This is a genomic window from Bacteroidia bacterium (assembly GCA_025056095.1).
GTDB lineage: Bacteria > Bacteroidota > Bacteroidia > JANWVE01 > JANWVE01 > JANWVE01.
Genome location: JANWVW010000122.1, coordinates 1 through 8,280, shown reverse-complemented (window position 1 = coordinate 8,280; position 8,280 = coordinate 1). Strand labels below are relative to the sequence as shown.

Sequence of the window (8,280 nt, the reverse complement as noted above, 5' to 3'; positions counted from 1 at the left end):
TGTCTGCGGAGCAACAAAAGTATTCCCTATCCCAATAAACCCGCCTAACGAAAAGCCATAGTGTTTTATCTGCCTGTTGTAGTCCTTTAAAGGATTAGTCTGATATTTTATCAAGTATGAGTCTATGCGCCTTCCAAAATACAGCACCCCATTAAGATTACTGTTTATTTGAGGTTCCATACCTTGCGTAGCAGGTCTTAATTTGAGCAAAATAGTCAAAAAATCTATGTCAAACGAAGAAATAGAAACCCTTGTACCTTGCAATTTTTCTCTACTGTAATTAGGAAATATCAGATCAGGCTTTGAGGAGATGTTTTGTCTTTTTTTGTCCATGTAATACACTTGTACAGTATCCTCTTGCATGTTGATAAAAATATTTTGCTTTCCCTTGTTTTTCATATAATAATAGCCTTCTACAAAACTCTCCTTATTGTTGCTTTGAATAATACTACAAGAAGTGAGCATGCACATACATGCACACGCCACTACAATCAAGGATAGAACTATACTTCTCATACAAAAAGTAATTTTGACCTTACACAAATTTGCTTAAAAACTTTTATGTAATGTAGCTTTCCCACTCTACCATGAGGGCTTCTACCTCATTTTTCAAAATTTGGTAACGTTGAGTAAGCAACTCAAACCTTTCTTTATCCTGATACACGTCAGGATTAGCGAGTTCCTGCTCTATTTGACAAATTTGACTTTCTTTTTCATAAATCTGTGCTTCAATCTGTGCTATTCTTTTTTGAGAACTAACAGACTTTATTTTTTGCTGCTGTGTGGCAGAACTCTTTGCTTTACTTTCTACCTTTTGTAAATTACTTTGTGAAGCTACTATGTTTAGATTGGTCTGCCGTGCTTTGTACCACTGTTCAAATTCGGTATAACCGCCTAAGTACTCTTTGATTTGATAGTTTTCAATGTACCATATCTTATTGGTTACCTGCGATAAAAAATAGCGGTCGTGAGAAATGACAATATACGTTCCTTCGTACTGCTCTAGAGCTTGAATTAGCGCATTGATGGAAGCCATGTCTAAATGGTTAGTAGGTTCGTCTAGTAAGAGAAAATTAGCTCCAGAAGTAAGTGTTTTGGCTAAGGCTACCCGAGATTTTTCACCTCCTGATAGAATTTTAATAGGTTTGAATACATCTTCGCCACTGAACATAAAGCAACCTAATACAGTTCGCAAGTAGGCTGTGGTCAAGTGTGGGGCATGTTGTTCTAACTCGGTTAAAATGTCATTATTTAGGTTCAAGCTTTCTAATTGATGCTGTGCAAAAAAGCTTATTTTTACATTATGCCCGACCTGTCTATGTCCTTCAAAAGGTTCTATGCCTGCAATGATTCGCAGCAAAGTAGATTTTCCTTTGCCATTTGCACCTATTAAACCAACTTTATCCCCACGCACGACTATGGCATCCGAACGTTCTAATACTTTTACTTGGTCGTATGACTTACTAATGTTTTCTAATCGCAGCACATCTTTACCAGAAACCGTACTTACTACAAACTTGAAGTCAATCTGTGGATTATCTTCCTCTACTTTTTCTACTCGCTCCATTTTTTCTAACATTTTTATTTTACTCTGCACTTGGGCGGCTTTAGTGGCTTTTGCTCTGAACCTATCAATAAAACGCTCCAACTCTTTAATCCTTTGTTGTTGGTTTTTGTATTGAGCTTGCTGTGCAGCAATTCTTTCAGCTTTTTGCTCTACGAAGTGTGTATAATTTCCATTGTATAGAGTAATTTTTTCTTGATATACTTCGGCTATTTTATTCACAACTCGATCCAAAAAATTCCTATCATGAGATACAATAACCATAGCCCCTGGGTACAAACGAATGTATTCTTCTAACCATTCAATAGAAGGTAAATCTAAGTGGTTGGTAGGTTCGTCCAAGAGCAGCAGATGGGGCTTTTGAAGTAAAATTTTAGCTAACATAACTCGCATACGCCAACCGCCTGAAAAGGTATATAGGGGCTTTTGCAAATCCTGCGTAGTAAAACCTAATCCTGATAATACCCGCGCTGCATTATGCTCCATTTCATACCCGCCTAAATGTTCAAATTCTGCTTGTTTTTCACTCAATTGATAGGCTAAATTTTCATCATACTTTGTTTCTAATTGTTCAATAAGTGCATCTATTTCTTTTTGTAATTGAATAGCACTTTCGTATGCTTCTAATGCTACTGATAAAATAGACTTTTCACTTTGATAACTCAATAAATCTTGATTCAAAAAGCCAATAGTCAAACCTTTTATAGTGCTAATTTCGCCTTCTGTGCAAGAGTATTCACCTGCTATTAAACGAAGTAAAGTAGATTTACCCGTACCATTTGCGCCAATCAATCCAATTTTATCCCCTGCATGAATTTGAAAACTTACATTCCTATACAAAAAACGATTACCAAAAGCAAAACCTACGTTATTCAACGTTATCATACTACAAAAATAGATAAACCTACTGCATTTTATCTTGTTTTGTACGAAAATTTTATACTTTTACAGCATGACTAAAAAGACTATTTTCATCTCTACATTAGGTACAGGAGATTATAAGTCAACCACCTATACCTATCAAAATGAATCCGCGCAACCCACCAAATTTGTTCAGAAGGCTATCCTTGAGCTGGTTTCAAAAGTAAATAATGTAAAGATAGATGAAGTACTCATTTTTACTACACCCAAAGCCAAAGAGAAACATTGTAATGAACTAGCTCGAGATATCGAGCCTCTAAATATCTCCTTCAAACCTGTTTATATTACAGAAGCCCAAAATACAGCAGAGATATGGAATATTTTTACGACTATTTACCAAAATATCCCCGAAAATAGCCAACTAATAATAGATATTACGCATGCATTCAGATACATGCCCATGCTTTTAGTTATTTTGCTGCCATATAGCAAAATGCTTAAAAACATAGAAGTAATAGGAATTTACTACGGTGAGTTTGAAAAAGAGCGAGAAACTAACCCCATCATAGATATTACTTCTTTTCATGCTCTTCAAGAATGGACACTAGCTACGTATGATTTTATTAAAAATGGAAATGCAAAACATTTGGCAAGTTTAGCGCAAACTCAAATCAAACCTATACTTGCAGAGACAAAAGGCAAAGATGCTAATGCAAGTATTACTCGCAACATTACTCAAAAGCTTGAAGAGTTTACAGAATACATTGAGGTATGTCGCTCCAAAGACTTAATTGAAGGTAACTTTGCCGATGTAGCCCATCAAATTGAAAGTATAAACCAAGACTTTATTCCTGCCTTTACTCCACTTTTTGATGAAATAAAAGGAGAAATGTCCGAGTTCCGAAAAAACGCATTAGAAAACCAGCAAATTGCAGTTAAATATTGTATAGACAAAGGTAAAATTCAGCAAGCAGCGACTTTACTGCATGAATATGTAATATCATTTGTGGCAAAAAGTATAGGTGAGAATTATGAGGATAAAGACATAAGAGAGGTAATTTCGGGTTATTTGAGTTTTACAGGTCAAGGTAAAGAAAGACAGAAGTGGAGTTACAAATTAAAAGATAAACCCAAAGAAGATGAATTGTTAGATAAAATAGACCGCATCCCAAACTTTAAAGAAATAGTCAAAGTAAGTTCGAGTCTTAGCACTTTGAGAAATGACCTAAATCACGCAGGATATACTGAAACATCATCATCTTACGATAAAATGCTTAAAAATCTAACAAGTTATCATAGTGAGATTACTCAAAAACTCGCAGAGATCCCAACTATTGAGTCAATCCCTGAAATTAAACCTGTTCAAGAGCGCTTTTTGCTTAACTTCACTAACCATAAGTTTGAAGGATGGACAGATAAGCAAAAAGAAGCGGCAATTCATCAGTTTGGCAAGGTGATAGATTTAGAATTCCCTAACATTCCCCCTGAATATACTGAAAAGCAGGTTCAAAATTTAGTACAGGAGTACAAAGAAAGAATTTTGAACGAATATCCTGGGTGTGCCGCGATTCATGTAATGGGCGAATTTACTTTCACTTATCATTTTGTTGAACAAATGAAAGATATCATACCTTGCTACGCCAGCACTACGGAGCGGCGAGTAGAGCTTTTACCTGATGGTAGCCGTAAATTGTATTTTGATTTTGTGCAGTTTAGAAAATATGAATGAAACAAAAAATTCTGCATAAATCGTTTATTTGTTACTCAACCTTTCAAAACCTTGTTATGAAACAAAGTTTGTTGTACTTTGTAATTTTAATTATTATTACAATTGGTGTAGGTTGTAGAGCACAGTATCCAAAAAGATACTTCAAAAAAGCTGAACATAAGCTACTTCAAGGTATTCCTGACATTTTGTATTGTTACACGGAGCGCATCAATGCAGACACACAAGATTCGCTTATTTTACAAAACATGCGCAGCCGTAACCAAAACATAGATTTAGATGCACTTAAACGCGTGCGTAATTTTATGCGCACTCACAAGTTTGATGAAATTATACTAAACAAAGAGCAACAAGTTATCCACTTGATAGACCATAACTTTCAGGTTACGGTTGCATTCCTGTATTACTATGGCAAAGAAGTTCCCAAAATAGAAAAAGAGATTGACCTTAATGGCAAAATTATAGTTGAAAAACTTAAAGAACGATGGTACCTTAAAATTACCGAATTAGAAGGAGTGTGAAAAAACTTCAACGTTTTATTTGAACCAGAGATAGATTGCGTTCATATACATCTAAAGTTCCTCCATTTGTTCCTACGCAATTTCCGTATAGCTCTAAGCGGTAGTAGTAGGTTGTTCCTGCTGTAAGGTTCATGTCTGCATAGGTTAGGGAGGTTCCCATATTAAACCCTAGTGTAGCACTACTTAATCCATTTGGGAAGCGAAGCGCGCAAATTCCACTACTATAAGTACAAATAGTAGAACCTACTGTAAAGGTAGGGTCCTCTGCTCTGCGAAGAACTAAAAAGTATCCTGCTAAGCTTAGTGTTCCTGTAAAGGTAGTGTTATTCACAATTCTGGCAAAACCTGTTACTAATACACCACTGTTGTTCACTCCATTTCCATCGTGAATAGTTATAGATACCGTTGTCCCTAGAATAGGAGCAGCCACAGCGTTATATGGAATAGCTTGAATAGCATTTGCAGTAGAGCCTTGAATCTCTTGATTGATGAAATCCCCCTCAAAACGTACACTTCCTACCACATGTAATCTATGTGCAGGCGTAGCCGTGCCTATACCTGTATTACCCTCGATAATAGCACCATCAGCAGGGGCTGTGGAACCCACATACCCGCTTCCAACTGATAAATTCCCGTTGATAGTTAATCTGTTTACTGGAGTAGCTACCCCAATTCCCACGTTTTGAGCATTTAGAGCAGCTAATGCATAAACAAAAAGTAGAATAAAATACTTTTTCATAATCACATCAAAAGAGAGAATAAACTTGATTGGCAATATACAAAATAATACTCATTCTGTCAAGAAAAATATAAAACATCTACATCAGATTGTTATAGTGCCATATTTTTTTGTTATCCTAGATACTTTACTGTCAAAAATGATTTTGAAAAAAGAACTTTTTGCATATACTCGTGTTGTTTTTTTGTTCTATGCGCTCACTGCGATCGCTAAATCCTTACTTGTGGAAATATAAAAAATATCTCATAAGCGGAATTGCTTTTGTAATGCTTTCTGCGTGGTTTGCTACTTTACCTGCTCAGGTTATCCGAGATGCTTTGGACATGGTCAAAGATCAACTTCATATTTTGCATTTGTGTAAAGGCTTTGGGGCTTACCACTATTTTTATGGATTAGTGCAAAATACATTGTTATTTGCAGGTGGGATTATTTTATCATTTGCCATTATCAGAGGTTTTTTTCTATTTCTAACTCGCCAAACCTTAATTGTAATGAGCAGACGCATAGAATTTGACCTCAAAAATGATATTTTTAATCATTTACAAAGTCTAAGTGCTGATTTCTATCGCAAATACAGCACAGGGGATATATTAGCACGAATTGGCGAAGATGTATCTCGAGTGCGCATGTACTTAGGTCCTGCGATTATGTACACAGCCAGCACGGTTACTATGTTTGTTTTTGTGTTGGCTACTATGCTTTCGGTCAATGTATGGCTTACTTTGATAGTTATCATTCCTTTACCTATATTGAGCATTTCTATTTATTACGTAAATACCTCTGTAAATAAACGCAGCGAACGCGTTCAGAATCAGCTCTCTACACTATCTACTTTTGTGCAAGAGCATTTTTCAGGTATTCGCATCATGAAAGCTTTTGAGCGCGAAAAAAGCGTAAATGAACAATTCTACCTTCATGCAGATGAATACAAAAAACGTAACCTATCGTTAGCCAAAGTAAATGCTTTTTGGTTACCTGTTATTTCTTTGCTTATAGGCATGAGTACATTATTTACCGTTTGGATAGGCGGAATTTGGGTAGTTAAACAGAAAATTACAATAGGAAATATTGCCGAATTTGTATTATATGTCAGCATGCTTACTTGGCCTATTACCAGTTTAGGTTGGGTGACTTCTTTGGTTCAGCGGGCAGCGGCCAGCCAAACGCGCATCAATGAACTTATGGCAATTAAGCCCAGTATTGTCAATCATTATCCTGAAAAGCAATATACTATACAAGGCAAAATAACTTTTGAAAACGTTTCTTTTTCGTATCATCAAGGACAAGAAGTGTTGAAAAACATTACTTTGTCTATTCCCAAAGGAAGCTCATTAGGAATTATGGGAAGTGTAGGCTCAGGCAAAACTACTTTGGCACATCTGTTAGTCCGCATGTACGAACCTACGCAAGGTAGAATCTTGATCGATGATATTCCCATTCAAACGCATAATTTGAGCATCCTTCGCCAGCAAATTGGCTATGTACCTCAAGATGTGTTTCTTTTTTCGGACACTATTTACAACAATATTGCCTTCGGTAAAATGGATGCTACTCAAGAAGAAGTGTTAGATGCCGCCCGAAAAGCAGCCATACTCAAAGACATTGAACACTTTCCTGATGGTATTCATACCTTAATCGGCGAACGTGGAATCACACTTTCAGGTGGACAAAAACAACGCATCTCTTTGGCAAGAGCTATACTCAAAAATCCTTCTATTCTCATTTTAGATGATTGCCTTTCTGCCGTAGATACGCATACAGAAAGTGAAATTTTATCTCATTTAGCTGCGGTAAAACAAAATAAAACCACAATTATCATTAGCCACAGAGTTTCTTCCATCAAAGACTGTGATTATATTATTATTTTGAAAGATGGTCAAATTATAGAGCAAGGCACTCATTCTACGCTTTTAGCACTTGGGGGCGAATATGCTAAATTGTATGAAGAGCAGACCTCAACTCAATACTCTACTTTATGATAGACCTGAAAACTCTTTTGCAGCCCTCTGCGCAATGTTTAGAGAATATCTTAGGTTTTTTAGGACACATTTCTTTGAATAAGCGTCATCAAAATGCTTATTCTATTGCACAAAAAACAAACTTTTGGAACATAACGGTCAGATTGTATGAAAAATGGCGCTTTCGCTCTACTGAACTTTTAACTCAAAAAGCCCTTAATTTTGAGCAAGAATGCCAACTGATGCAGGAGTGGTTATCTTTGCAGCCTTACCAAGTTATATTAGATGTCGGATGTTCCACAGGTCTATACAGTCGTAGATTAAAGAGCTATGCCGATACTATGCGGATACCTATTCAAATTGTAGGTATTGACATTTCGCCACGTTTTGTACAGTTTGCCAATGGACAGATAAATAGAGAGCAGCTGCAAGAGGTTCGGATGTATGTTATGGATACAACTGTGCTACCTTTTAGAAATCAAACTTTTGACAGGATTGTAATAGGTGGTTCTTTTAACGAAATAGCTCACTATTTGAAGGCTATAAAAGAGTGGTATAGAGTGCTAAAAGAGGGTGGATTGCTTTTTTCAATGAACCTTGTTTATACTCAAAAAAAGAATTTGCTCATGCGTGCTTTATCTCTTTCAGGGATACACATACATACTGCGGAGGAGATGAAACTACTTTTTGAAGAGGTAGGTTTTAGACAGATAAAAAGTCAGGTGTATCATTACTTGCAGTTAGCTTTGTATCAAAAATAGAAGGAAGAGATTGATTTTTTTATTTTTTTGGGCGTGTCCTTGTGGGCGTTTCGCTTCGCTCATGCCCACAAGGTCGGCGTGGTACGGGCTACGCTAACGCTTCGGTGGGTATCATACCAAACCCCCCGTCGGTCGCAACCCCCAAGCAAG

General features: G+C 36.5%; 7 protein-coding genes. 4 read left to right on the top strand and 3 right to left on the bottom strand.

The window, feature by feature from the left end:
* Together NZ519_09405 and NZ519_09400 are read right to left on the bottom strand one after the other, a co-directional pair.
* The coding region (locus NZ519_09405) for a hypothetical protein (GenBank protein MCS7028969.1) at positions 1 to 516 on the bottom strand (516 nt) is incomplete at its 3' end.
* Positions 517 to 559: 43 nt separating this feature from the next.
* Positions 560 to 2,449, bottom strand: a complete 1,890-nt coding sequence (locus tag NZ519_09400; GenBank protein ID MCS7028968.1) for an ABC-F family ATP-binding cassette domain-containing protein — start codon at positions 2,447 to 2,449, stop codon at positions 560 to 562.
* Positions 2,450 to 2,516: 67 nt separating this feature from the next.
* On the opposite strand from NZ519_09400, the gene csx2 reads away from it, so the two are divergent.
* Positions 2,517 to 4,154, top strand: coding sequence for a TIGR02221 family CRISPR-associated protein (csx2, locus tag NZ519_09395; GenBank protein ID MCS7028967.1), 1,638 nt, complete (start codon positions 2,517 to 2,519; stop codon positions 4,152 to 4,154).
* 56 nt (positions 4,155 to 4,210) lie between these two features.
* Complete coding sequence (locus tag NZ519_09390) at positions 4,211 to 4,672, top strand: hypothetical protein (GenBank protein ID MCS7028966.1); 462 nt, start codon at positions 4,211 to 4,213, stop codon at positions 4,670 to 4,672.
* 7 nt (positions 4,673 to 4,679) lie between these two features.
* Here NZ519_09390 and NZ519_09385 read toward each other — a convergent pair whose 3' ends face one another.
* The gene (locus NZ519_09385; protein ID MCS7028965.1) at positions 4,680 to 5,411 is read right to left on the bottom strand and encodes a hypothetical protein; all 732 of its coding nucleotides are present in this window, start codon (positions 5,409 to 5,411) and stop codon (positions 4,680 to 4,682) included.
* Positions 5,412 to 5,602: 191 nt separating this feature from the next.
* Between NZ519_09385 and NZ519_09380 the strand changes: the two genes are divergently transcribed.
* Positions 5,603 to 7,390 carry an ABC transporter ATP-binding protein/permease gene (locus NZ519_09380; GenBank protein ID MCS7028964.1) on the top strand — a complete coding sequence of 596 codons (1,788 nt, stop codon included), beginning with the start codon at positions 5,603 to 5,605 and terminating at the stop codon, positions 7,388 to 7,390.
* The gene (locus tag NZ519_09375; GenBank protein ID MCS7028963.1) at positions 7,387 to 8,130 is read left to right on the top strand and encodes a class I SAM-dependent methyltransferase; all 744 of its coding nucleotides are present in this window, start codon (positions 7,387 to 7,389) and stop codon (positions 8,128 to 8,130) included. The genes NZ519_09380 and NZ519_09375 overlap by 4 nt, the downstream gene beginning before the upstream one ends.
* The last annotated feature ends 150 nt before the right edge of the window (positions 8,131 to 8,280 follow it).

Coding starts and splice junctions, on each gene's coding strand:
- NZ519_09400 (MCS7028968.1), bottom strand. CDS start 2,449: ATGATAACGTTGAATAACGTAGGTTTTGCTTTTGGTAATCGTTTTTTG.
- csx2 (MCS7028967.1), top strand. CDS start 2,517: ATGACTAAAAAGACTATTTTCATCTCTACATTAGGTACAGGAGATTAT.
- NZ519_09390 (MCS7028966.1), top strand. CDS start 4,211: ATGAAACAAAGTTTGTTGTACTTTGTAATTTTAATTATTATTACAATT.
- NZ519_09385 (MCS7028965.1), bottom strand. CDS start 5,411: ATGAAAAAGTATTTTATTCTACTTTTTGTTTATGCATTAGCTGCTCTA.
- NZ519_09380 (MCS7028964.1), top strand. CDS start 5,603: ATGCGCTCACTGCGATCGCTAAATCCTTACTTGTGGAAATATAAAAAA.
- NZ519_09375 (MCS7028963.1), top strand. CDS start 7,387: ATGATAGACCTGAAAACTCTTTTGCAGCCCTCTGCGCAATGTTTAGAG.